This window comes from Nocardia sp. 149-1B (assembly GCF_057747975.1).
Genome location: NZ_CM173233.1, coordinates 1,388,559 through 1,410,663, shown reverse-complemented (window position 1 = coordinate 1,410,663; position 22,105 = coordinate 1,388,559). Strand labels below are relative to the sequence as shown.

Below are 22,105 nucleotides of genomic sequence, written 5' to 3'. Positions count from 1 at the left end.
GTTAGCCTCACCTACTCTTCCTTCTCTCCCGGCCCCCCACTCGACGCGTAGGGTCGATCCAGGACCTCTCGGGAAGGACGGGCCGTGAGCTCCAGGACAGGACGACGGCTGCTGGCGAGCACGGTGGGCATCGCGGCCGTGATCGCGCCTGTCGGATTGACCACAGGCGCGGCCCACGTCGCCGAGATGTGCTTCGGCCTCCCGGCCACGATCACCGCAGGAGCCGGCCAGACCGACGTGCGCGGGACCGAGAGCAATGACGTCATCCTCGGCTCGGGGTCCGACCTGTTCGAGGGCTCCGAGGCAGACGACGAGGTCTACGCCGAGCAGACCTACCTCGACGACGAGAACGGTCTGCTGACGGTGCCCGGCACCGGCACCGAGAACACCGACACCATCCGCACCTACGGCGGCGACGACGTGGCCGTCACCGGCGCCGTGGGCGACACGGCACCGAATGACGACGAAGTCGATCTCGGCGCCGGCGACGACGTGGTCTCGTTGATCGCCTGGCTGGGCGGAGACGCTCAGGCAGCCGGGGGCCCGGGCACCGACTGGTTCCAGACACGCCAGAGCCCCCGGGACGCCACCGCGGTCTCGATCGACCTCACGGCCGGCACGGCCACCGCCGACGGGGTGCGGTACTCGACGGCCGAGGGCTTCGAGAACGTCAAGACCATCCTCTACTCCGCATCCCCGGACGGCACGCTCGACGTGACGGGCACCGAGACCGCAAACGGGATCTCCGCCTTCGCGGACGGTGGCTCGCTCGACGTCGAGACGGGAGGCGGCGATGACAGCATCTACGCCACCGGCACCGGGTTCGGCGGTCGTGCAGCCCAGGTCCTCGTCGACGCCGGAGCGGGCGATGACGAGATCACCGCCAACTCATCCCGGTTCCACCAGATCACCGAGCCGCCAGCCACGTCAGCGTCCAGGCCGGACCTGGCGACGACCTCGTCCGCGCCGGATCCCCGGGCGCTTCGGACCGGGTCAGCGTCGAGGCCGGGGACGGCAATGACAGCCTCGTGCTGCATGGCGTCCTGGAGCTGGTCGCGGGCGGGCCGGGTCGCGACACCGTCGAGACGCGCGACTACGGCGACAACGAGAGCCTGCCGGTCGTGTTCGACCTCGCGCGTGAGCTGTTCACCCGAGGTGACGTGACGGCCCCGTTCGCCGCCGAGCGGCTCACGGCGAAGTCCTCGGGCGCCCGCTCGGCCGACGTCCGCATCCTCGGAACGAGTCGTCGGGACGTGATCACCACCGGCGAGTGCGGGACCGTCGTCCGCGGCGCCGGCGGAGCCGACCTGCTGCGCTCGACGACCACGAGGTGCACGGGCGTGGCCACCACGTTCTACGGCGCCGGCGGCGGCGACACGCTGCGGGGCGGCCCCGACCGCGACGTCCTCCTCGGCGGCGCCGGGCGCGACCGTACCCTCGGCGGCGCCGGGCGCGACCGCTGCCGAGCCGAGATCAGGCGCGACTGCGAGCGCAGCTGATCGCGCTCAGCCGCGCTCGCACTTCCGGGTGTCTTCGGCCCGGCACCGGTCGCGTCCGGCCCGCCCGTCGGCGGTGTCCCGGCCCGGTCCACCGATCAGGACGTCGTCGTACCAACCGCCGCGGAGACGGTCGTCACCGCCGTCGCCGTACGCGTGGCTCCGGTCGCCGCTCGCACACCGCAGCATGACCCCACGAAACCAGCTGATCGTGTCGTCTCCCTCGCCTCCACGGACCGTGCCTGGGCACGCGTGCCAAGCGAGAGTGTTCGGGCCCGCGTCGCCCGTCAGCCTGGTTCGGCGCGAGGCCACGGAGGCATCCTCGAAGCCGAGGAGGTCGTCGTCGGGAGCACCCGCGTTGGCGAAGCGGAAGTCGAGACGGTGTCCCACCAGGCTGAGGCGGACGTCGTCCCGGTTCGAGCGCACCACGATGCGATCGATGCCGGGCCCGCCCACGAACGGGCGCCCCGCCGACGGGCCTCCGGAGTCGGAGTACCCGTTCGACAGCTCGAGGACGTCGTTACCGCCCCCGAGGTCGGCGCCGTCGGCGACACTCGCGGGGGCCATCGACACGCGCTCGTCGCCGTCGGTCCCGACGAAGCGGAACCCGCTCGTCGCGGCCGTCTGGGCGTAGAGGGTGTACGACTCCATCTCCGCGAAACCGAAGGCAGCCGCCCCTCGGTAGGTCGCCTCACGACGCGGGGCATCGAGGACCCAGTCCCCGCCGTCCTTGGCACTGACCCAGAGGACGTCCTCACCGGGGCCACCGGTGACGGTGAGCCCCGGTGAGACGTTGCTGTCCGTCGCGGACACGTCGAATTGGTCCGCACCCTCCCCGAGATCGACGACGTCGGCGCCTGTGGGGCCCCATCCGCCCAGGTAGCCGGTCACGACGGTGTCGTTCCCGGCGCCGGTGGCGATGGTGTCAGCGCCGGCATCGGTCGAGTTCACGGTATCCGCGCCGGGCCCGCCCACGTAGGTGTCCTCACCTTCGTCGAGGTCAGTCAGGGAGCTCGCGGCGGGGTCGGGGTCGCCGCTGCGGTCGACCACATCGTTGCCAGGCCCGGCCCCGACCTCGACCGCGTCGGTGTACCCGCGATCCGGCGGGGTGTTGGTCGTGCAGATGACGTCATCACCCGCGCCGGCCTCGACCTCGGCCGCACCGTTGGTCACGATCACGTCGGCTTCCGGCGTCCCCTGAACGGTCCCGCCCGGGGTTCCGACGATGGTCGCCGGCAACCCCCGGCAGGCGGCCGGCTCCTCGCCGGCTGCTGAGGAGGGGACAACGAGACCGGTCGGCCCGATGGAGAGGCCGGCCAGCATCACAGCTGCCACGATCGACGAAGGCTTCATGGACGTTCCCCCGAGAGGTTGATAGTCGAGCTTCAGACGATGCGGTGCATCCAGCCGAAGGTGTCCTCGGCTCGGCCGTACTGGATGTCGACCAGGGCCTGGCGGATCCGCGTGGTGAGGTCGGTGCCCGCGGGCGCGGGGACCTCGCCGCCGTCCCACTTCAGGGCCCCCACCGGGGTGACGACGGCGGCGGTGCCGCACGCGAAGACCTCGGTGATCCGGCCGCTGGTGACGCCCTCGCGCCACTCGTCGATGGAGAACTTGCGCTCCACGACCTGGTGGCCGAGCTTGCCGGCGAGCTCGATGATGCTCGAGCGGGTGATGCCCTCGAGGATCGTGCCGATCTCGGGGGTGACGATCGTGCCGTCGTCGTGGACGAAGTACATGTTCATGCCGCCGAGCTCCTCGACGTACCTGCCCTCCTGGGCGTCGAGGAACACGACCTGGTCGCAGCCGTTGGCGGTCGCCTCCTGCTGGGCGATCAGCGAGCTGGCGTAATTGCCGCCGGTCTTGGCCGCGCCCATGCCGCCGCGGCCGGCACGGGTGTACTCCTCGGTCAGCCACAGCGTGACCGGCTTGACGCCGCCCTTGAAGTAGGCGCCCGCCGGGCTCGCGATGACCATGAACGTGACGTGCTGGGCCGGCCGCACCCCGAGGAACGCCTCGGAGGCGAACATGAACGGGCGCAGGTAGAGGCTCTTCTCGCCGGCCTGGTCGGGGACCCACCGCTGGTCGACGGCGACGAGGGCGTCGACGGCCTGCACGAAGTCGGCGACGTCGAGCTCCGGCAGCGCGAGGCGCTTGCTGGAGCGCATCATCCGCGCGGCGTTCTCCTCGGGACGGAACGACCAGATCGACCCGTCCTCGTGGCGGTAGGCCTTCATGCCCTCGAAGATCTCCTGCGCGTAGTGCAGGACGGCCGTCGCGGGGTCGAGCGTCAGCGGCCCGTACGGCTCGACGCGCGCGTCGTGCCAGCCCGCGTCCGGCGTCCACTCGACCGTGAGCATGTGGTCGGTGAAGTGCACGCCGAAGCCCGGGTTGGCGAGGATCTCGGCGAGGCGCTCGTCGGACACGGCGACGGTGGACGGGGTGGTGCTGATCTCCATGGGTGACAACTTAGTAGGCCTTCCTGGCGAATGCCGACGGCCGGGCACACGAAGCGTGGCCCGGCCGTCGGTCTGAATGGACGAGGGGCGCGACTAGCCCGCTACTCGCGCGGCGATCGCGTCGCCGACCTCGGAGGTACGGCGGATCGCGCCCGGCTCGCGCGCGGCCAGGTCGGCGATCACGGCAGACTCGATGGTCGCGGCGGCGTCCGGGTGGCCGAGGTGGTCGAGCAGCAGGGACGCGGAGAGGATCGCGGCGGTGGGGTCGGCCTTCTGCTGGCCCGCGATGTCGGGCGCGGAGCCGTGCACGGGCTCGAACATCGACGGCGCCGTCCGGTCGGGGTTGACGTTGCCGGAGGCCGCCAGGCCGATGCCGCCGGTGATCGCGGCGGCGAGGTCGGTGATGATGTCGCCGAAGAGGTTGTCGGTGACGATCACGTCGAAGCGCGCGGGGTCGGTGGTCATGAAGATCATCGCGGCGTCGATGTGCATGTAGTCGGTCGTGACCTCGGGGTACTCACGGGCCACGTCCTGGAACAGCCGCCACCACACGGAGCCGGCGTTGACGAGCACGTTGGTCTTGTGGACCAGCGTCAGCTTCTTGCGCGGACGGCGCTGGGCCCGGGCGAAGGCGTCGCGCACGACGCGCTCCACACCGAACGCGGTGTTGACCGACACCTCGGTGGCGACCTCGTGCGGCGTGCCGACACGCAGGGCACCACCGTTGCCCGTGTAGGGGCCCTCGGTGCCCTCGCGGACCACGACGAAGTCGACCTCACCTGGGTTGGCCAGGGGGGACGCCGCGCCCGGGAAGATCCGGGACGGGCGGAGGTTGACGTAGTGGTCGAGCTCGAAGCGCAGCCGCAGCAGCAGCCCGCGCTCGAGGATGCCCGGCGGGAGGTTCGGGTCGTTGGGCTTGCCACCGACGGCACCGAGCAGGATCGCGTCGTGCTCGCGGATCTCGGCGAGCACGGAGTCGGGCAGCACCTCGCCGGTGGCGAGGTAGCGCTCGGCACCGAGGTCGTAGCGCGTCTGCTCGAACTTCACCCCGTCCGGGGAGGCGACCTCGAGGACCTTGAGGGCCTCGGCCGTCACCTCGGGTCCGATCCCGTCGCCGGGGATGACGGCGAGTCGCAGGGAGCCGGACGAGACAGGAGTGCTTGCGGTGGTCATGCGTCGAGGCTAGTTGTCGTCGGGGCGCTGGCCGCCGTTGTCCCGCAGGTCGAGCGAGGCCTGCAGCGCAGCGCTGACGTTCTCGTAGCTGCGCGGGTTCTCGGGGTGATGGCTGGCGGGTCCCCAGTCGGGATACATGTCGTACATGGCGGTGTTCTCTCTCGGGTGTCGTGTCGGGTGCGGTGAGCCGTGCGGCCCCGATACACCTGAGACGAAGATGGCCCGGCGCGGGATACGCGCATCGCTCGTGGATCGCACGAGCGAGGGAGAAACCATCAGGATGCGGATCGCGCCATGCTGTCGGCGGCGGGTCTCGCGCGGAGACATCTTCGACTCAGATGTACCGAGAGACCGTCAACGCCGAACACCGCGGCGAGGTGGCCTCTCTTAAGAAGCCTCGCCGCGGCAGTCAATAAGTACGAAGACGTTCCGCATGGTGCGAACACCGTACGACAGCCCTCGGGATCGCGCGACGAGATTCCACAGACTGTTCGCGATGCGAGACAGGAGTCCCGCGATGAGAGACTCGCCCCATGAGCGCCCCGCCCGACCTGCCCGACGTGGTCTCCCGCGCGTTCGCCGTCTCCCGCAAGGCCGGGTACGTGTCGTTCTGCCGCAACGAGACCGGCCGCCTGCTGGCCGCGCTGGCCGCCACCCGCGACGGGGTGATGGCGGAGTTCGGCACCGGCTGCGGCGTCGGCACCGCCTGGCTGCGCTCCGGGGTCCGCGGCGACGCGCGGATCATCACCGCAGAGCTGAACGCCAAGCTCGCCGACGCCGCTGCTGAGATCTTCGTCGACGACCCGCAGGTCGAGGTGCTCTCCGCGGACTGGTCGACGCTGCTCGACAAGGGGCCGTTCTCGCTGCTGTTCCTCGACTCGGGAGAGCCCACCGAGGTCGGCGTGGACTCGATCGCCGACCTGGTCGAGGCCGGCGGCATCGTCGTGCTCGACGACTTCACGCCGTGCGAGGTGTGGCCGCCGATCGCCTACGGCCGGGTCGACACCCTGCGCGAGCAGTGGCTGACCGACGAGCGCTTCACCTCGGTCGAGGTGATGGTGGCCCCCGACGCCTCCGCCCTGATCGCCACGAAGCGCTGACTCAGGACACCGCTCGGCGTACGAGCTCGGCCACGCGCTTCTCCACCGCGGGGGTCCAGGCGGTCAGCGCGTAGACGGTCGGCCACATGTCGCCGTCATCGAGCGCGGCCGCGCCCTCGAAGCCGAGGGTGGAGTAGCGCTCGCCGAACTTCGCGGCGTTCTTGAAGAAGCACACGATCTTGCCGTCTGCGTTGGCGTACGCCGGCATGCCGTACCAGGTCTTGGGGGCGAGGTCGGGCGCGTGCTCGGTCACCGTGACGTGCACCCGCTCGGCGAGCATCCGGTCCTCCGGCGTCATCTTCTCGATGGCGTCGAGCACCTGCTGCAGGCCCTCGGCCAACTTCTGACCCTTCTTGCCCTCGGCGCGCAGCTCCTCGGCACGCGCCTTCATGGCGGCGCGCTCCGCTTCGCTGAATCCGTGGGTCTGCGTGGCGGTCATGGTGGTCTCCCTCGTCCGGGCCGGTCCGGGATGCCGGCCACCTCCGGAAACCTAGTTCGGCGCGATCGCCGTCGCTTCTCGATTCCTGACCGATGACGCCGGGGCGCCCACATCGATGGTGAACGCCGGCAACCAGAGCTGGGTCAGCGGCCCCATCGCGAGCGCGTAGATCACGGTGCCGACGCCCAGCGTGCCGCCGAGCAGCAGTCCGATCACCACCACGGCCAGCTCGAGGCCGGTGCGCACCAGGCGCAGCGAGCGGCCGGTACGCCGGGCGAGGCCGGTCATCAACCCGTCGCGCGGACCGCGGCCGAGCTGAGCGCCGATGTAGAGCGCGGTCGCCAGCCCGCACAGCAGCACACCGCCCAGCATCAGGGCGATCCGCAGCACGATCCCGTCCGCGCGGTCGAGCACCGACAACGTGGCGTCGGCGGAGAACCCGACGACCAGCGCGTTGGAGATCGTGCCGACGCCGGGGGTCTCGCGCAGCGGGATCCACCCGAGGAGCACCACGAAGCTCATCACCACCACCGCCTGGCCGAGCGTGATCGGCACGTGGCGGATCAGGCCGGAGTGGAGGACGTCCCACGGGGCCAGGCCCAGGTGGCCGCGGACCATCATCGCCAGCGAGACGCCGTACAACACCAGGCCGAGGAAGAGCTGGGGCAGCCGGCGACCGAGGCGGCCGGCGCGCAGCTGGGCGATCGGGCCGAGGTCGGTGAGGCCGGGGCGGGCGGTGGCGAGGGAGGTCACCGGACCATGGTGGCGGGCGATTGGCCTTCTCATAAATAGCCACTCGTGGAAGAGTGGCCTGCATGGCCCGCACCGTGAGCCCAGCGCGCATAGCCACCCTCGTCGGCGACTTCGACCGCTCCCCCGCCTACGCCGGGCTTGCGGAGGCGCTGGTGCTCGTCATCGGCGACGGCCGGATCCCCTGGGACACCCAGCTGCCCAGCGAGCGCGAGCTCACCGAGGCGCTCGGCGTCTCGCGGACGACGGTGACGCGGGCCTACGCCGAGCTGCGCGAGGCGGGCTACGCCGTGGCCCGGCGCGGCGCCGGCACGTTCACGCGGGTGCCCGGCGGACGGGCACGTGCCCACGACCGGGCCCTGCTCCCCCGCACCGGCGGGGACGACGTGGTCGACCTCAACTGCGCGGCCCCCGCCGCGCCGGTCGGTCTCGCCAGGGCGTACGCCGAGGCCGCGGCCGAGCTGCCGGCGTACCTCGGCGGCCACGGGTACTTCCCCGTCGGGCTGCCCGACCTCCAGCGCGCGATCGCGGCGACGTACGAGGTCCGGGGACTGCCCACGGATCCCGACCAGATCATGGTGACCTCCGGCGCGCTGGCGGCGGCGTCCATCGTGGCGCAGGCCTTCACCCGCCCCGGCGACCGGCTGCTGGTGGAGTCACCGGTCTACCCCAACGCCACCGACGCGCTGCGGCACGCCGGCGCCCGGCTCACGCCGGTGCCGGTCGACCCCGAGGGCTGGGACCTCGACGCCGTGTCCGCGACGATCCGCCAGACCGCGCCCCGGCTGGCCTACCTGATCCCGGACTTCCAGAACCCCACCGGGCACCTGATGACCGGTGCGCAGCGCGAGGAGTACGCCGGACACCTGCGCCGGGCGCACACGACCCCGATCGTCGACGAGGCCCACCAGTCGCTCGCGCTGGACGGGCAGGAGATGCCCCGGCCGTTCGCGGCGTACGCCCCGGAGACCATCACGCTCGGCAGTGCCAGCAAGGCGTTCTGGGGTGGTCTGCGGCTGGGCTGGATCCGCGCGCCGCACGCACAGATGGAGCGGCTCACCCAGGCCCGGGTCTCCCTCGACCTCGGTGCCCCGGTCATGGAGCAGCTGGTGCTCGTGCGGCTGCTCGACATGGCCCACGAGATCCTGCCCGCCAACCGCGAGGTGCTGCGCGCCCAGCGCGACGTGCTCGTCGCCGCGGTGCGCGAGCACCTCCCCGAGTGGACCTTCCGGGTGCCGACCGGCGGCCTCGCGCTCTGGTGCCGCCTGCCCGCGCCCTTGGGCTCCGCACTCGCCGCCGAGGCCGAGCGGCACGGCGTCGCGATCGTGCCCGGCCCGGTGTTCGCCGCCGAGGGCGGCCTCGACTCGTTCGTCCGCATTCCCTGGGGCCGGCGGCCCGAGGAGCTCGTCGAGGGCGTGCGGCGCATCGCTGCCGCCTGGGAGGTCGTGCGGGAGCAGCCGGCTTCTGCCGTCAGGTCTTCAGGGCGGGTGATGGTGGCGTAGGCGGGGCCCGTCCACGTCATTCCGGCTCCCTTCTGTTGTCAACCGGTTCGGCGTAGCGTCTTTTCCGCGGGTCCGGGAAGTGGCTGATCCGAAGTGTCGATGTGCGGGGGTAGGTCGACCGCGCTGGATTGAAGAGTCGCCCCGCAGTGCCCTCCCGGGCCCGTGCCAAGGTCCTCGACTGCGGCGCGTTGTGCGTCTTCGACCAGCTGGCGGTAGATCGCATCCGAGATCCTGCGCTTGAGACAGCGGATCGCCTCGAGAGGCTTCTTGCCCTCGGCTCGCTTGCGTCGGTAGTAGGCGCGGCCGTCGGTGTTGAGTCGGATCTGGCTGATCGCGGCGATGTGGATCATGTGGTTGATCCGCCTGTTGCCGGCGCGTGAGAGTCGGTGGCGGTTCTGCTCGCCGGAGGACGCATCGAGTGGTGCGGTGCCGGTCCAGGACGCGAACCGGTTGCGGTCGGCGAAGCGGGTCACGTCCCCGACGTCGGCGAGGACTCGTGCGGCCACGACGGGGCCGACGCCGTGGAGGTCCATCAGGCGGGAGCCGCGTGCCAGGACGATTGCCTTCAGCTCGGCGGTGGACTTCTTGATCTTCGCCTCGACCGCGACCAGCTCGGCGAGCTCTTCAGCGGCGATGCGACGGCGGGTCTTCCCGGCGATGTCGCGCGGTCGGACTGACGCGAGCATGGCTTTGGCCTGGCCGGTGGTGATGTCGCGTTTCGCCTGTCCTGGGAGGAGTTCTGCGAGAAGAGCCTGGAGCCGGTCGACGGTCTGAACACGGCGCCTGGTGAGTGCCTCGCGGCGGTCGGTGAGCATCCGCAGTGCCTCGAGCTCACCGTCAAGCTGCAGCACCCGCAGGTTCGTCGTGCGGACTGCAACGGCAGCGACCGCGTGCGCGTCGTGGGCGTCGGTCTTGCGGTTGTGACCGGTGTCGAACAGTCGGACTCGGGCGGCGAGCTTCGCTGGCACGTCCACCACCTGCTCACCGTCCTCGAGCAGTCGTTGTGCGAGCGGGCGGCCGGCGCCGTTGCTGCCCTCGACCGCCCAGACCCGCTCTGGCCAAGCCGCGGCGTAGTTGCGCATCGCGGCGTAGCCGGTCCGGCTGGTGGTGAATCGACCCGAACCGAGCATCAGCTCGTGCTGGTCGACGACCTCGATCGTGGCCGACAGCTTGTGGGGATCGACCCCGATGATGACGTGCTCCATGTGCTGCTCCCGCCTGTGCTCGATCCGATGTGGACGGCGAGGCGGGCGTTGCTACTACGAGCAGGGCAGTCCCTTCTTGAGCCACGCCTCGTCACGGTGACCGGCGGGCCGCAGACCGGAAGTGAGCCACACCAGATCAGCCGGTGGGCAGCCGCAAAGAGAGCTGCCCGCCGATCACCTGAACCGAGTCTGGCCAGACACCGGTCCTACGGGAATCCTCTAGTAGCCGCAACGGACGCGGGTAGGTGAGGCGTTCGGCGACTAGCGTGAAGGGCGCAGTGCCCGGTCGTGTTGGCGCGGGCAGGCCGGCGAGGTCGTGACGCCGCGCGTGAGGGTTCTTCATGTCTGACCACACGGTCCCGCTGCCGTACCAGCCCGCCACGATGTCGACGGCTCAGCTCGCCGCGTTCTCCGACCTTGCCCAATACTCCGGGCACGCCCACGAGCTGTACACGTATGAGCTCAGGCGCTGGTTCGCCTGGTGCGAACGGCCTGGACCCGCTCGTCGGGATCCAGCGCGCGCACGTCGAGCCCTAGATCTACCAACTCGGCGACGTGAACTGATGGACTCGATTCTCACCGCGATGATGCATGGCGTCCGCGGCTTCTTAGGTTCGCCCTGATGGATGGACTCATCCCGTCCGACCCGCCCGTCTCGCTCGGGTCCCCAACGTCCACCGCGACGAGTCACGGACCCATGGACCGGCGGACAACTCGTGCTGCACCTATCCACCAGCTGGCCCTGGATCGACTGCAGGCAACGCCTTCGGACGTTCCTCCAGACAGCGGCCGTTCCGGGTCATCGCTTGACAGCGACTCCCCCGAGCGCGAACACATGTTCGGTCAACAGGACTTCTAACACGGATCTAGTCCGTGATAGATGATAAGGAGACTCGGAGCCGTAATTTTGGAACTATGAACTTCGAGTCGCTTGCGCGCCACGCGTCAATGGTCGCGTTCATGACGTGCCTGGGGCTCTGCCTGCTCGTCGTCATCTGCGGCGGCGTCGTCGTGTTTGTCGCCCGCATGACGAAGAGCGAGGTGAAGGACGCCGCGCAGGCCCTCTCCATCGTTGTGGGGACTGCCCACGGGCGGCGGCCGCCGTTGGCCGGCACCCCTGATCGGCTTAGCCCGACTACTTCATTGCCGTCCCGACTCAGCGACGCTCGACGGAGGGTGTCTTCCGAGGTGCGCGAGGCGGCCCGCAGTGCAAGCGGCTCTCCTGGTTTCACCTCACTCCAGGATGCGGAGCCAGGTCAGGAGTCGTCGCTATGACGTACGCGCAGGTCGGCGGCCGCGTGCGCCTGCGTGTGCGTGAGATCTATGTGCGAGACGCCGTCTGCCCACTTCTTTCACGCGGAGCATCTGGCGCGATAAAGATGGACCTATTGCTTCGGAGTCTGGCCGTGCACGGGGAGGCGGACGGGACCGGTGCAGGTACCGTCCCACTGGCGGTCAGGTGGGAGGTGTTGCATGACCTCGTCCGACCGCCAGGACAGTTCACCGAGTCCGACACCGTCCTGAAACGCAACTGGGTGGGTGACAAGATCGAGCAGTTGGAGGGCCACAAGCTGTTGCGACGGGACCTCCGCCCTGGTGGCAGGTCTGGGATCACGGTCCTGCGTGACGACGGATCTGGGAACCCCTACGACGACCCCGGTGCTCGTGGGGCCAGTTACGTGACCGTGCTCGGATCGTTGTTCGCGTCACGTCGGATCGGACGGTGGGGAAATCCCGAGCTCGCCGCCTACTTCGCAGCAATGATCGCCGAGAGGTACGCCCGAGCCGATCCCGCAATGAATGGGCTGCAGGCTGGTAGGGACCTTGGCGACGGAGTCTGGTTTCGACCGCTCGACTGGTTCGCTGACGAAGATGGTCGGCGCCCGGACCACCACATTCGGGTCCCGTTCAACGACAGGACCCTCCGCCGAGGTATCAAAGCGCTATGCGAAGACGGCCTAATGCGACGCCAGAGAGTCCGGGAGGATCCGCGGACCGGGATGCCCCTTCGGGCGCAGGGCGGTCGATACCTCTACACGAACGCATTCGCTCGTCCCGCACCACTGCAGGTGCCCCAAAGTCCAAGCCTCAGGCCGGGGCTCAACGTTTCGCGGTTGAGTGTGTAGGGGCGTCGACCGGTGAAGCGTGGTGACCCATTTTGGACAATGGTGCGTTTGACACGCACGTGATCGAAGGCCCGCACGGGAATACTGTTGCTATGTCCGAAACGTCATGGCTACAGCGGTGATAACGCAGGCGCCGACTGCGCCGATGTTGGTCGAGTTCGACGCCGAGGCGGTCCTGAACAGCAGCACTCCGCACTTGTTCAGGCTCGAGTTGGGTTGAACGATCGGACGAGCGCCACCAGCGTTCGTGCTCGGGAACGCTGCCACTAGCGTCAATCCGCCGCCTGTCGGGTTAGCTCAATGCAGCCTGGCCAGGTCGGTCCGGACGAGTTGGTAGCAGAATCAGTGCATGCCCGTGACTCCTCTTCATCGCATCCTTGGGGACAGAACGCCGGATCTAACGCTTCAGATGATCCACACAGCCATCTCCGAGAGAGTCGAGGAGACCGACGACCTGGATTGGAAGCAGTCCCTTCCCCTGACAGCGGAGAAGGGTCCGAGTCGTGATGCACAGCAATACGAGCTCGCGAAGGACGTTGCGGCGATGGCCAATACGAATGGCGGGCTCATCGTCTACGGGGTAAGCGAGACCCGAGGGCAAGCCAGTAGCCACGCCGAGCGCTTGGTCACAGTTGGGGCTGTAGATGAAGCGTTGATGACAACGATCCGTCGCGTGGCAAGCAACGACATCTACCCCCCAGTCATTGGCCTTCGGTTCACAGTTCTCCGGTCGGCCGACGAGGCCGAGGTCGTACTCGCGATGAACGTCCCCGTCAGTGTGGACGCCCCCCATCTAATCCGCCCGAAGAACCAGAGAGACTGGTTCGGAGTTCCCTGGCGTAACGGCTCCCACACGGAGTGGATGATCGAACGCCAGGTCGAGGCCGCCTACGCGGCACGCGCCCACCGCAGTCGCCGCCGCGAACAGGAACTGCGCGACCTCTACGACCAGTTCGCGTCGAACCTGACAAGTGGTGCGTGGATTGCGGCCGTCGCCCGCCCAGCGCAGCCACAGGTCTACGTCACCGAACGGTTGCACATGATGCGGGCGACCCGGGCGTTCGAGGATGCGTGGAACCTTAGTAGCCGTGCAGGTCAAGCATCGGGACAGGCTTCCACGCTGCGGCCCGGCGAGTTGCTCATTGGTGCCGATGTACGACGTGGCCTTCGCCTTTATCGCCAAACAGCGCGACGACAGATTGGCAGCGGTGAGTACATCGCATTGGCCGAGATTCATCAAGACGGGTCGGTCGCGGTCGCGCTATCGCGGGGCGGCGTCTTCAACCCGAGGGATCCCATAGACGACAGGTTCATTGCCGCCATCGACTTCGATGCCTTATGCGTCGATCTGATGAGCCTCGCCAGAAGCACAGCCCGAGTCCGAGGTGTAGTCGGCGACTATGAGGTGAGATTGTCGATCGAACCATCGACGACTGCCTTTCGCCACCTGGATTTCGGAGGCGCCGGTTTCCGCCCATTTCGAGTGGACGACCGAGTACCGCCATTCATCCCGGTCGAGGGGACGCTCCCGTTCTCTGAGGGGTTAGACGAGACGGTAGGCGCACTAATCGAGCTCTCTCGCGATGCCATCAACCAATCCGGACGAGAGACCGGCCTCACCCCAGGAGACCTAATCGACGTCTTCGTTGCCAACTAGCCGCACCAGGAGTCGCCGCGATTCGCGGGGTGACGTTGTGAGTCTTTCCGCAAGTGATCCCACCTGCACACAGGTGAGACGCGTTAGGTCAGGCGGCCCAGTCGATGAGCATGTCGACGAAGTGCGCTTCGAGTCGTGACCTCGGGGTGGCGGGGGGTCGCAGTCGGGATGGTGTGGGGGCGGCGGGGGCTCGGGATCGGTAGCGGTGGCCGGTAGGGGTGGTGATCTCGACCGTGTGGGTCTGCTCGACCACGGCCGTAGTCCAGTCGGGGTCGGTCTTGGCGAGGTTGCAGTGTTCGCAGGTGCCTTGGCCGTTGACCTCGGTGGTGGGGCCGCCGTGGGCGTGGTCGGTGATGTGGTCGTGGTGGCGGATCGGGGCGTCGCAGTAGGGGCCACGACAGGTCCGGTCGCGCAGGTCGAGGAACAGCGCCAGGCCCTGCGGGAAGCAGCGGGCCTGGGACTCCATCGCGACCAGCCGGCCGGTGCTGGGGGTGGCGTAGAGCTGGCGCAGCGTGGCGATCGCGTCGTCGACGGCCGTCTGGGTGAGGCCGCGGGCGGTGTCGGCGGGGACCGGTCCGTAGTCCATCAGCCAGGCGGGTTCGTGGCCGCCGGCGAGCAGAGCCTCGTCGGAGATCAGCAGGTTGACCGCGACGGGGACCGCGTCGGCGCGGGCTTGTCCGGTGATCCGCTCGACCAGGAGGTCGGCCATCAGCTGGCCGCGGGAGCGCGGGTCGCCCAGGGCGCGGGCCTGGTCGGCCGCCCGGGTCAGCGTGGCCCACGCGGCGACGCCCTGCTCGGCAGGCAGGACGGTGGTGAGCACGGCCATGGTGTCCGGCGCGGGGCGCAGGCTGACGCGTCGGTCCCCGACCGCCTGGGCACGGCGGTTGACCACCGCAGCCGGGTCGGCCTTCGCGGCCAGGCGCTGGGCCTCGGCGACCAGGCGGCGATCACCCCAGCCCTCGAACCGGTAGGTCCCATCGGGCAGCGGGGCGCAGAGCTGGTGGTCGACGTAGGTGCGCAGGTCGGGCTCGAGGCAGGCGGTCTCGCGGGCGATCAGGGTGGCCCGCCACTCCGAGAGCACGCCGGCCTCCATCGCGGCCAGGGTGTGCGGCAGCTCGGTGGTCAACGCGGTCGCCAGGCCGACCATCCGGACGCCACGGGCCGGGGACTCCCGCCGCGCGAGCGCCACCTCGGAAGCCACCGTGCGCCGCCGATCCCGACCGGCGCCCGCGGCCAGCTCGGCGGTCAACCGCGCTTGGGCCGCACTGGCCCGCGCCTTGAGGTCCTCCAGAGCACGGATCGCCTCGACCAGGTCGGCGGTGTCGCCGACCCGGATCGCGTCGTGCTCGAAGACCGTGGCCATGCCACATGATATAGAACGTACGTTCGGAAAGTCAAGAGCACTTTCACAGGCGCAGGCCCGAGCCGAACCGGCGGTCAGCTCCCCACGACGAGTCCGTGCTCGGCCGGCGTGGAGCCGGCCAGCATCGGGATCGCCTGGCCCAGGGAGTAGCTGGCGATCGCGCCGGTTGCGATGCGGTTCGCGGCGCCGGGGTCGAGGAGCAGGCGCGTGAGGAGATGGGCGGCCGCGATGACCGAGGGCGGGTCCGAGCGCAGCGGTGTGAGCCCTTCGACGCTGTTCGCATAGATCCCGCGCCGGGCGATGATGGTCGCCGTCGTCGCGACCACGCCACGACGCCCGGTGCCGTGCGCTGCGGCGCCGAGCATGCCGTGGATGAGCCCGTGGCTCTTGGCGCCGCGGGTGAGGTGCGGCTCCGCGGGCAGGTGCTCCCCCATCGACAGCCGCACCTGGAGCTCCGGGAGGTTGGCGCCGTTGACGAAGGCATTGACGGGCTCGGTCAGCCGGGGGTTGACGTCGATGTAGCCGGCCCGCGCCGCCTGCTCGTCCCAGAAGTAGTCGGCGGAGAACCCGCCGTGCCACCCCAGCGCAGAGCCCACGAGCTCGAGATCCGCGATCACCCCGGGCCGGTGGACCCCGACCTTGAGCGCGGGCCCGCCGTTGGTGCCCTCCGCCAGCCGTCGGTCGGTGCGTACGGCGACCAGGCGGCCGTGGTCGAACACCGCGTGCGACTGCTCGAAGTGGCCCCGGGCTGCCGCTTGCAAGACGAGCCCGCGGGCCCAGGCGCCATCGAGCTCCGGCGAGACCAGCACGCGCTCGAGGCCGGCGGCGTCCGCGATCGGCCACACCCCGACGCTGGCGGTGCCTTCGGGGGTCTTGAGGTAGCACGGCCACCCCAGCTCCGCGGTCGCGGCGCGGGCGGCGTCCGGCGTCCGCACCACCCGGGTCTCGGGATGGTGCAGGCCGAGCTCGTCGAGCAGGTCGAGCTGCGCGGTCTTCGTCTGGACCCGGGCGAAGGCGGGGAAGCCCGACACCGCGAGTCCGGTCAGCGGTCGCAGGAGGTCCGCGGCCCAGGCGAACAGGTAGGCCTGCTCGTTGACCGGCAGCAGCACGTCGTACCGATGCTCCTCGAGGAGCTCCCGGACCGTGCGCAGGTAGCCGATGGGGTCCAGCCCCGAGACCGGGCACCGGTGCACGTGGCGGACGAAGCGGGAGAACCGAGCCAGGCAGAGGGGGTCGGGATCGCAGACGTCGACCCGGTAGCCGGCCGCCCCGAGGACCGTGATGGTCTCGCGGGCGTTGGTGCTCGAGCCCTCCGACAGCAGAACGCGCGGTCGCTTCATCCTCGGCTCCCCGCCTGCCCCCGCTCCAGCACGTCGCCGATCGCCCGCCGGACACTGTCGGCGTCGGGCCCCATGCCCGGGACCAGGGCGTAGAGCATCAACCCGTCGGCGAGCGCCATCGCCGCGTCCGCGGCATCGTCTGCCCCGAGCCCGACGTCCACGCCGTCCGCGGCGTGCGCTGATCGGAACGCGGCAGCGAGCAGCTCACCGAATCGCCGGTGGTAGTGGACCTTGAGCTCCGCCAGGGCCGGCATCTCGGCGGCGAGCAGGAAGCCCTCCACCCACAGCCGCAGGAAGGGTCGTTCGGTGCGCAGGAGCGAGGCGGTGAAGTTCTGCGCGAGGGCGTCGATCGAGGCCTCGCCGCCGTCCCCATCGGCTCCCGCCAAGGCTTGGTACCGCTGCTCGAACACCTGACGGGACGCGGCGACGTACAGCTCCTCCTTGCTCGAGAAGTAGGTGTACAGCGCTCCCTTGCTCAGGCCTGCTTCCGCACAGATGGCGTCGAGGGTCGAGGTGGCATAGCCCCGGGCGGCGAACACCGCGATGGCGGCATCTACGACGCGACCTCGTTGCGACTGGGAGCGCTCTTCGGAGATCCGGGGCATGATCACAGCATAAAAACTGACCAGTCAGTTTGCAAAGCCCTGTGGGTCTCCTCCTGCACCGTCCGTGGGACCGGGTGAGGGCGCCTTCGCGGGGACTTCTCCTGGACGCCGATGCTCACGGCCGCTGAGCTCTCCGCATTGGCAGCCCTGCGGCCCCAGAACTTCCCGCGCTCCCGCGGCGACCGATCCGCGACAGATGCCGCAGGTGCCTACGAGTAGCGGTGGCTCTTCGCTGTGTGGCCCTGCTCGCGCGTGCAGCTACGTCCGTTCATCGAACGGTGCCCGCACAGTGCGTTGGTCGGCGACGCCGGAGCAGCCGCAGCGGCCGGCTTCGCCTTCGCTGTCGGGGGTCGAACCGCCGGCCTGGCCGGCGTCGAGGCAGCAGTGGAGCCGGCCGACCTCTCGCTGTACCTCGCCTCCCGCATCGCCCGCATCGCGGCTTCCTTGCTCATCGAGTACTCACCCGACGAACTCTAGGCGTGCGGACCGACAGCGTCGGTCAGGCGCGACGCAGCGACCGAGCCGCCCCCAGCCCTGGCGGACCGCCCGTCAGGTGACGATCAACGGCCACAGCACGGCGACGACGCTCTCGGGGATCTCGTCCTTGGAGTCGCCCCTGTAGAACGCACCGAAGTAGCTCCCGAAGCACATGGTGGCGATGGTGTGCTCGTCGATGTTCCGGGACACGGCCCCATCGGCCTGGAGCTGCGACAGCACGTTCTCGACGAGCGCGACACGCGGTTCGACTGCGTGCTTGCGCAGCATCTCGAGCAGTTCGGGGGTGTGCACCACCTCGCCGGCGAAGTTGCCCATCAGCACCATCGCATCCGGGTTGTAGTACGCCGGATCCAGGCGGCGGACAGCCTCGAGGAAGGCCTCCCGTGGCGGCAGGCGGCTCAGGTCCAGGTCGTACAGGTCGCGCTGCTTACGAAAGCCGTAATCCAGCGCATCGGCGACGAGCTCGAGCTTGGTGGCCCACCGCCGGTAGAGCGTGGGGCGGCTGACGCCCGCGTCGGCTGCGATGTCTCCCAGTGTCATGCGTGAGTAGCCGTCCCGGACGAGGCGAGCGCGGGTGGCCAGGATGATCGCCTCGTCGAGAGAGAGGTCCCGCGGACGTCCGCCGGCAGGCGACCCGACGGCGTCGGCGGGCCTCGTCGACCGCGCGCGCGACTGGGGCATGGGCCACCTCACATCCATAGGTGCCGACCATCCTACGCACTTCCGTTACAGGCCCTTGCCGTAACCTATTAGGTTACGTACAGTGAACGTAACGGAACTGGTCGGGTGTGCACCGACCTGCCGGGCACTGTCACCAAGAGAGGGCGTTGAGGATGAGGGCAATCGTGGCGAGGGACCGTGCTGCCGGAACAGCCGGGATGACCCTGCTGGAGCGGCCCGAGCCGCCGGCAGCGATCAACGACGTCATCGTCGAGGTACACGCGTCGGGATGGGTCCCGACCGAGCTCGAGTGGCCGTCGACCTGGACCGACCGCTCCGATCGCGACCGAACGCCGTCGATCCCCGGGCACGAGCTGGCCGGAACGGTAGCCGCACTCGGCTACGGCACGACGGGTCTGTCGGTGGGACAGCGCGTCTTCGGCTTGGCGGACTGGCACCGCGACGGCGCGCTCGCGGAGTACGTCGCGATGGAGGCGCGCAACCTCGCGCCCTTGCCGGACGAGGTCGACTTCACCGTCGGGGCCTCGCTCCCGATCTCCGGGCTGACCGCATGGCAGGGACTGTTCGTCCACGGTCGGCTGCAGCCGGGACAGCGGGTCCTCGCACATGGTGCGATCGGCGCGGTAGGAGCGATGGTGACCCAGTTGGCGCGCGAGGCCGGCGCCCACGTCATCGGCACCGGACGGTCCGCCGATCGCGAGAGAGCGCTCGACCTCGGCGCGCACGAGTTCGTCGACCTCGCGCACGACACCCTCGAAGACATCGGCGACGTCGACCTCGTCTTCGACGTCATCGGCGGCGCGATCCAGCAGAGGTCCGCGGCCCTGCTCGGGGCCGGCGGCACCTTGGTGTCGGTGGTCGGCCCGGTCGTGGTCCCCCCGGCGAACGGCCGGGCCGTCGACTTCGTCGTCGAGGCCGACCGCGATCAGCTCGGTGAGATCGTCGCGCGCATGGTCGACGGGCGCTTGCGCGCGAACATCGGCACCATCGCGTCCCTCGACGACGCCATCGCAGCATTCAGCTCCCGTGAGCGAGCCAAGGGGAAGACGATCATCCGAGTGCGCCCCTGAGCGGTCGCCTCCACGGGCTGGGAGACCAGCTGAGTACGCGGGCCCATCCCCTCACGGTCGTCGGCGACCACAGTGGGGACCATGACCACCGACAGCAGTCGCCCCTCCCCTGCTCGGCTCGCGTTCATCGCGCTCGCGGGCTCCGCCCTCCTCACCGCCAGCGGTGCCGTGGCCCCGGCCATTGCGAAGCCCGCAACCGCAGCACCATCCCCGTCGGCGACGTCGACCCTCCGTGTCCCGCACGGTGACCAGCGGATCGTCCACCACGACCCTCGACGTGACGTCCTCCGCTTCGACCTGAGATCGGATACCAGTCGGCCCGTCCCCCGCGATCGTGCCACCGACATCACCAGGACTGTCGTCGACCATCAGGCCGACGAGATCGTGTTGCAGGCGCGGGTCCGGCAGCTCAGCCGGTCGGGCTACCGCCTGATGATGGCCGAGATCCTCGCCTCTGACGGCAGGCGCTACCTGCTTACGGTCGACTACTCGACCACCCCGGTCGGCGAGCGTCTCAGCCTCGAGCGGTTCGGGTCGGGCGCGGAGGTCAGCTGTCCCGGTGCGACCTGGTCGATCAGCCGGAAGACCGACGAGATCAAGGCCTTCCTCCCCGGCTCCTGCGTCGATGGGCCGAGGTGGATCCGTGCCGGAGTCGCCCTCGTCGCGGCACCGCACAGCCTGAAGACGTCACTCGCCGACGACTCCCGGTCCCGGGGTCACGTCGCCGACCGGCACCTGGTGCTCGGACCCCGCCAGCCCCGGGCCTGACCCGCGGGGGCGGCGGCCGCGAGGGCGGGAGAGCCAGGATCGCGGCCGCAGCCCCGGCACCAGCGCCGGCACCCGCGCGGCGTAGGCGTCGTACGCCGCACCGAACGTGCGCCGCAGGTCGCGCTCCTCGAACCTCATCCCCACGGCGATGTAGAGGGTCGTCGCGCCGGCGAACAGCAGGTGCGAGGCGTCCATCTGCGGCGTCGCCCAGAACGCCAGCAGCAGCCCGGTCATCAACGGGTGCCGCACGACGGCGTGCAGCCCGCGGACCTCCAGCTCCCCGCGTGCGACGGGCCCACGCGGTGCCGCCCAGCCCGCCTGGCGCAGGCCGGTGAGCTCGAAGTGGTCGACGGCGTACGTCGCCGCGGTCGCGAGCAGCCAGCCCGCACCGAACGCCACCCAGAGCACCACCGCCACCACGCCGTGGGCGCGCCACACCTGTCCCCCGAACGGTTGCCACAGCACGAGCAGCAGCACCAAGCAGACGACGGTGGCCAGGACGTACGTCGTGCGCTCGAGCCCGGCCGGGACCCGGCGGCGCAGCACCGCCTTGACCCCGGCCCGCGCCATCACCGAGTGCTGGACCCCGAACAGGAGCAGCAGCGCCAGGTCCGTGGCCACGGCGAGCGCGGTGCCCACTCGTGCGGGACCGTCCACGGTCCGCGGGACCAGGACCCCGGCCAGGAACGCGACCGCCCACACCATCACCACGTTGAAGCCCACCCAGGCGAGGGCGGAGAGGAACAGGAACGAACGCTGTCGGGTCATGCCCACGATGCTCGGGTGCCGGGCGGGTCCGGCGCAGCCGTGGAACTACCCCACTTCCCGGCTCAGCTGTCGGACGCGCGCGCCACGTACCAGGCGGCCACCTGCGCGCGCGACCGGAACCCGAGGCGCAGCCGGATCCGCTCCAGGTGCGACTCTGCCGACCGCTCGGAGATCCCCAGCCGCTCGGCGAGCTCGCGGTTCGTGAGGCCCTCCGCGACCAACGCCGCCACCTCGGCCTGGCGGGCGGTGAGGCGCGTCGGGACAGACCGCCGCAGCACCGGGAGGCCGAGGAACCGGCGTACCTGCTCGACCACCGACTGCGCGTCGCCCATCGCGGGGAGATGCGAGCGACCCTCGAGCTCGACCAGCTCGGCGTGCGGGATCGCGGCCGCCAGCGCGGCACCCTGGGCCGGCGGGGCCGCCCGGTCGCCACTGCGGTGCAGCACCAGCGTCGGCGCGGAGACCCGTCCGAGCGACTGCCGCACGTCGAGGTCGTAGGCGAGGCCCAGCAGCGCGACCGCGGTCTCGGCCGAGGACGCGGCACGCTGGTACTGCGCGACCGATCGGCGGGTGCCGGCATCCGCGTCGGGAGCGAACAGGTCGGTCAGCAGGTCCGAGCCCAGACCCCAGTGGGTCGCGAGCAGTCCGAGCACGTGCTGACGACTGTCCTCGTCGCCGATCGCCTCGCCCGTGGACCAGCCGCCGTACAGGACGAGCCTCGACACCGACTCGGGCCGCTCGGCGGCCCACTGCGCCGCCACCGCGGCGCCCAGCGACCAGCCGAACAGGTCGAACCGCGTCAACCCCACGGCCTGCGTCACGGTTCGGATCGTGGCCAGCTCGAGCTGCATGGTCCGTGGTCCCTCGTAGGGGTCGGAGAGCCCACAGCCCGGCCGGTCGTAGCGCACCAGCGTGCGGCCGGAGGCCAGCGCCTCGTAGAACGACCGCTCCGCCGGGAGCGACCAGTCGAGCTCGAGGTGGCTCAGCCAGCCGGGCACCACGACGAGCGGCGGCCCGCTGCCGTCCAGCGCGTAGGCGACCCGACCGCCGTCCTCCAGTTGCGCCGTCCCCCAGCGCTGCTCGCTAGATCCCACAGCACCAGTGA

21 protein-coding genes are annotated in these 22,105 nt (G+C 70.1%); 8 read left to right on the top strand and 13 right to left on the bottom strand.

All coding sequences use genetic code 11. The features are described 5' to 3' along the window. Positions 1 to 84 precede the first annotated feature (84 nt). Both AC3ANS_RS06680 and AC3ANS_RS06675 read left to right on the top strand, forming a co-directional pair. The gene (locus tag AC3ANS_RS06680) at positions 85 to 1,164 is read left to right on the top strand and encodes a hypothetical protein (protein WP_488295387.1); all 1,080 of its coding nucleotides are present in this window, start codon (positions 85 to 87) and stop codon (positions 1,162 to 1,164) included. Continuing rightward, positions 1,122 to 1,499 carry a hypothetical protein gene (locus AC3ANS_RS06675; protein ID WP_488295386.1) on the top strand — a complete coding sequence of 126 codons (378 nt, stop codon included), beginning with the start codon at positions 1,122 to 1,124 and terminating at the stop codon, positions 1,497 to 1,499. Before AC3ANS_RS06680 ends, AC3ANS_RS06675 begins: the two co-directional genes overlap by 43 nt. 6 nt (positions 1,500 to 1,505) lie before the next feature. Here the strand turns inward: AC3ANS_RS06675 and AC3ANS_RS06670 are convergent, their stop codons facing one another. The 4 genes from AC3ANS_RS06670 to AC3ANS_RS06655 all read right to left on the bottom strand — a co-directional run bounded on the left by AC3ANS_RS06670 (position 1,506) and on the right by AC3ANS_RS06655 (position 5,275). Then, complete coding sequence (locus AC3ANS_RS06670; RefSeq protein ID WP_488295385.1) at positions 1,506 to 2,849, bottom strand: hypothetical protein; 1,344 nt, start codon at positions 2,847 to 2,849, stop codon at positions 1,506 to 1,508. Positions 2,850 to 2,881: 32 nt separating this feature from the next. Then, a complete protein-coding gene (locus tag AC3ANS_RS06665) occupies positions 2,882 to 3,955 on the bottom strand; it encodes a branched-chain amino acid aminotransferase (protein ID WP_488295384.1) in 1,074 nt (357 codons plus the stop codon). 93 nt (positions 3,956 to 4,048) lie between these two features. Next, positions 4,049 to 5,092, bottom strand: coding sequence for a 3-isopropylmalate dehydrogenase (locus tag AC3ANS_RS06660; protein ID WP_488296439.1), 1,044 nt, complete (start codon positions 5,090 to 5,092; stop codon positions 4,049 to 4,051). A 45-nt stretch (positions 5,093 to 5,137) separates the two neighbouring features. Continuing rightward, positions 5,138 to 5,275: a hypothetical protein gene (locus tag AC3ANS_RS06655; protein ID WP_488295383.1), complete on the bottom strand. Its 138-nt coding sequence runs from the start codon at positions 5,273 to 5,275 to the stop codon at positions 5,138 to 5,140. 386 nt (positions 5,276 to 5,661) lie between these two features. Between AC3ANS_RS06655 and AC3ANS_RS06650 the strand changes: the two genes are divergently transcribed. After that, positions 5,662 to 6,228, top strand: a complete 567-nt coding sequence (locus AC3ANS_RS06650) for an O-methyltransferase (RefSeq protein ID WP_488295382.1) — start codon at positions 5,662 to 5,664, stop codon at positions 6,226 to 6,228. Position 6,229: 1 nt separating this feature from the next. Here the strand turns inward: AC3ANS_RS06650 and AC3ANS_RS06645 are convergent, their stop codons facing one another. Next, positions 6,230 to 6,667: an iron chaperone gene (locus AC3ANS_RS06645; protein WP_488295381.1), complete on the bottom strand. Its 438-nt coding sequence runs from the start codon at positions 6,665 to 6,667 to the stop codon at positions 6,230 to 6,232. A 51-nt stretch (positions 6,668 to 6,718) separates the two neighbouring features. Then, positions 6,719 to 7,420, bottom strand: coding sequence for a membrane protein YczE (yczE, locus tag AC3ANS_RS06640; protein WP_488295380.1), 702 nt, complete (start codon positions 7,418 to 7,420; stop codon positions 6,719 to 6,721). A 62-nt stretch (positions 7,421 to 7,482) separates the two neighbouring features. Between yczE and yczR the strand changes: the two genes are divergently transcribed. Further along, positions 7,483 to 8,919 (top strand): MocR-like transcription factor YczR, encoded by a 1,437-nt coding sequence (yczR, locus tag AC3ANS_RS06635; RefSeq protein ID WP_488295379.1) that lies wholly within the window; start codon positions 7,483 to 7,485, stop codon positions 8,917 to 8,919. 38 nt (positions 8,920 to 8,957) lie between these two features. Here yczR and AC3ANS_RS06630 read toward each other — a convergent pair whose 3' ends face one another. Next, a complete protein-coding gene (locus AC3ANS_RS06630) occupies positions 8,958 to 10,124 on the bottom strand; it encodes an IS110 family RNA-guided transposase (RefSeq protein ID WP_488295378.1) in 1,167 nt (388 codons plus the stop codon). A 2,475-nt stretch (positions 10,125 to 12,599) separates the two neighbouring features. On the opposite strand from AC3ANS_RS06630, the gene AC3ANS_RS06625 reads away from it, so the two are divergent. After that, a complete protein-coding gene (locus AC3ANS_RS06625) occupies positions 12,600 to 13,907 on the top strand; it encodes an AlbA family DNA-binding domain-containing protein (protein ID WP_488295377.1) in 1,308 nt (435 codons plus the stop codon). A gap of 88 nt (positions 13,908 to 13,995) precedes the next feature. Here the strand turns inward: AC3ANS_RS06625 and AC3ANS_RS06620 are convergent, their stop codons facing one another. The 3 genes from AC3ANS_RS06620 to AC3ANS_RS06610 form a co-directional block, all read right to left on the bottom strand. Continuing rightward, entirely contained in the window at positions 13,996 to 15,270 is a 1,275-nt protein-coding gene (locus AC3ANS_RS06620) for an HNH endonuclease (RefSeq protein WP_488295376.1), read from the bottom strand. Positions 15,271 to 15,344: 74 nt separating this feature from the next. Then, positions 15,345 to 16,610, bottom strand: coding sequence for a hypothetical protein (locus tag AC3ANS_RS06615; protein WP_488295375.1), 1,266 nt, complete (start codon positions 16,608 to 16,610; stop codon positions 15,345 to 15,347). Then, positions 16,607 to 17,215 (bottom strand): TetR/AcrR family transcriptional regulator, encoded by a 609-nt coding sequence (locus AC3ANS_RS06610; RefSeq protein ID WP_488295374.1) that lies wholly within the window; start codon positions 17,213 to 17,215, stop codon positions 16,607 to 16,609. The genes AC3ANS_RS06615 and AC3ANS_RS06610 overlap by 4 nt, the downstream gene beginning before the upstream one ends. A 252-nt stretch (positions 17,216 to 17,467) precedes the next feature. Between AC3ANS_RS06610 and AC3ANS_RS06605 the strand changes: the two genes are divergently transcribed. Next, positions 17,468 to 17,692: a hypothetical protein gene (locus AC3ANS_RS06605; protein ID WP_488295373.1), complete on the top strand. Its 225-nt coding sequence runs from the start codon at positions 17,468 to 17,470 to the stop codon at positions 17,690 to 17,692. Positions 17,693 to 17,764: 72 nt separating this feature from the next. Here the strand turns inward: AC3ANS_RS06605 and AC3ANS_RS06600 are convergent, their stop codons facing one another. Further along, positions 17,765 to 18,394 (bottom strand): TetR/AcrR family transcriptional regulator, encoded by a 630-nt coding sequence (locus tag AC3ANS_RS06600; RefSeq protein WP_488295372.1) that lies wholly within the window; start codon positions 18,392 to 18,394, stop codon positions 17,765 to 17,767. Positions 18,395 to 18,546: 152 nt separating this feature from the next. On the opposite strand from AC3ANS_RS06600, the gene AC3ANS_RS06595 reads away from it, so the two are divergent. Both AC3ANS_RS06595 and AC3ANS_RS06590 read left to right on the top strand, forming a co-directional pair. Then, on the top strand, positions 18,547 to 19,464 hold the full coding sequence (locus tag AC3ANS_RS06595) for an NADP-dependent oxidoreductase (RefSeq protein ID WP_488295371.1): 918 nt from the start codon (positions 18,547 to 18,549) through the stop codon (positions 19,462 to 19,464). Between the two features lie 81 nt (positions 19,465 to 19,545). Further along, on the top strand, positions 19,546 to 20,232 hold the full coding sequence (locus AC3ANS_RS06590) for a hypothetical protein (RefSeq protein ID WP_488295370.1): 687 nt from the start codon (positions 19,546 to 19,548) through the stop codon (positions 20,230 to 20,232). On the opposite strand, the gene AC3ANS_RS06585 is transcribed toward AC3ANS_RS06590, so the two are convergent. Both AC3ANS_RS06585 and AC3ANS_RS06580 read right to left on the bottom strand, forming a co-directional pair. Then, complete coding sequence (locus tag AC3ANS_RS06585) at positions 20,152 to 21,000, bottom strand: methyltransferase family protein (protein WP_488295369.1); 849 nt, start codon at positions 20,998 to 21,000, stop codon at positions 20,152 to 20,154. The genes AC3ANS_RS06590 and AC3ANS_RS06585 overlap by 81 nt on opposite strands. Before the next feature lie 62 nt (positions 21,001 to 21,062). Continuing rightward, positions 21,063 to 22,094, bottom strand: a complete 1,032-nt coding sequence (locus AC3ANS_RS06580) for an alpha/beta fold hydrolase (protein ID WP_488295368.1) — start codon at positions 22,092 to 22,094, stop codon at positions 21,063 to 21,065. Positions 22,095 to 22,105: the final 11 nt, after the last annotated feature.

Bases quoted from the DNA above. Each gene is read 5' to 3' on its own strand.
- AC3ANS_RS06670 (WP_488295385.1), bottom strand. From the start codon at position 2,849: ATGAAGCCTTCGTCGATCGTGGCAGCTGTGATGCTGGCCGGCCTCTCC.
- AC3ANS_RS06665 (WP_488295384.1), bottom strand. From the start codon at position 3,955: ATGGAGATCAGCACCACCCCGTCCACCGTCGCCGTGTCCGACGAGCGC.
- AC3ANS_RS06655 (WP_488295383.1), bottom strand. From the start codon at position 5,275: ATGTACGACATGTATCCCGACTGGGGACCCGCCAGCCATCACCCCGAG.
- AC3ANS_RS06650 (WP_488295382.1), top strand. From the start codon at position 5,662: ATGAGCGCCCCGCCCGACCTGCCCGACGTGGTCTCCCGCGCGTTCGCC.
- AC3ANS_RS06645 (WP_488295381.1), bottom strand. From the start codon at position 6,667: ATGACCGCCACGCAGACCCACGGATTCAGCGAAGCGGAGCGCGCCGCC.
- yczR (WP_488295379.1), top strand. From the start codon at position 7,483: ATGGCCCGCACCGTGAGCCCAGCGCGCATAGCCACCCTCGTCGGCGAC.
- AC3ANS_RS06630 (WP_488295378.1), bottom strand. From the start codon at position 10,124: ATGGAGCACGTCATCATCGGGGTCGATCCCCACAAGCTGTCGGCCACG.
- AC3ANS_RS06625 (WP_488295377.1), top strand. From the start codon at position 12,600: ATGCCCGTGACTCCTCTTCATCGCATCCTTGGGGACAGAACGCCGGAT.
- AC3ANS_RS06620 (WP_488295376.1), bottom strand. From the start codon at position 15,270: ATGGCCACGGTCTTCGAGCACGACGCGATCCGGGTCGGCGACACCGCC.
- AC3ANS_RS06615 (WP_488295375.1), bottom strand. From the start codon at position 16,610: ATGAAGCGACCGCGCGTTCTGCTGTCGGAGGGCTCGAGCACCAACGCC.
- AC3ANS_RS06610 (WP_488295374.1), bottom strand. From the start codon at position 17,215: ATGCCCCGGATCTCCGAAGAGCGCTCCCAGTCGCAACGAGGTCGCGTC.
- AC3ANS_RS06600 (WP_488295372.1), bottom strand. From the start codon at position 18,394: ATGCCCCAGTCGCGCGCGCGGTCGACGAGGCCCGCCGACGCCGTCGGG.
- AC3ANS_RS06595 (WP_488295371.1), top strand. From the start codon at position 18,547: ATGAGGGCAATCGTGGCGAGGGACCGTGCTGCCGGAACAGCCGGGATG.
- AC3ANS_RS06590 (WP_488295370.1), top strand. From the start codon at position 19,546: ATGACCACCGACAGCAGTCGCCCCTCCCCTGCTCGGCTCGCGTTCATC.
- AC3ANS_RS06585 (WP_488295369.1), bottom strand. From the start codon at position 21,000: ATGACCCGACAGCGTTCGTTCCTGTTCCTCTCCGCCCTCGCCTGGGTG.